Annotated in this window: 1 protein-coding gene; it reads right to left on the bottom strand. The window is 40.9% G+C overall.

Going from position 1 to position 470, the window contains the following annotated elements:
* On the bottom strand, positions 1-470 hold a 470-nt coding region (locus H4J76_RS20340; protein WP_182231150.1), incomplete at both ends, for a tandem-95 repeat protein.

Raw genomic sequence — 470 nt, 5'->3', positions numbered from 1 at the left:
TCATTATCATCACTTAAATCTGAAACTGGAGTTACTGAAATTGTTAGCGTAGAACTTTCGGTATCACCAGCACCATCTGTAACGGTATAAGTAATAACGGGTACAGCACCGTTGAAATCATCATTCGGTGTAAAAGTGTAACTACCATCAGTATTTAAAGTTAACTCACCTTCCGTAAGGGTAACCGTATCACCTGCATTGTACGTATTCCCACCAACCGTAAAGCTTGTAACAGTTAAAGGACCGTCTGCAGTTGCTGCGTTATCGAGGACATTACCTGTTGCGGTTGTATCTTCTGCTATTGTGACAGTTTCACTATCATCGCTCAGATCAGACACTGGAGTTACTGAAATAGTTAGGGTCGAACTCTGAGTGTCACCAGCACCATCGGTAACTGTATATGTAATAACAGGAACAGCACCGTTGAAATTATCATTAGGTGTGAAGGTATAACTACCATCGGTATTTAA

This window comes from Colwellia sp. BRX9-1, from assembly GCF_014077195.1.
GTDB lineage: Bacteria > Pseudomonadota > Gammaproteobacteria > Enterobacterales > Alteromonadaceae > Colwellia_A.
Note: the sequence above shows the minus strand (reverse complement) of the source record. Positions and strands in the feature narration are given on the sequence as shown.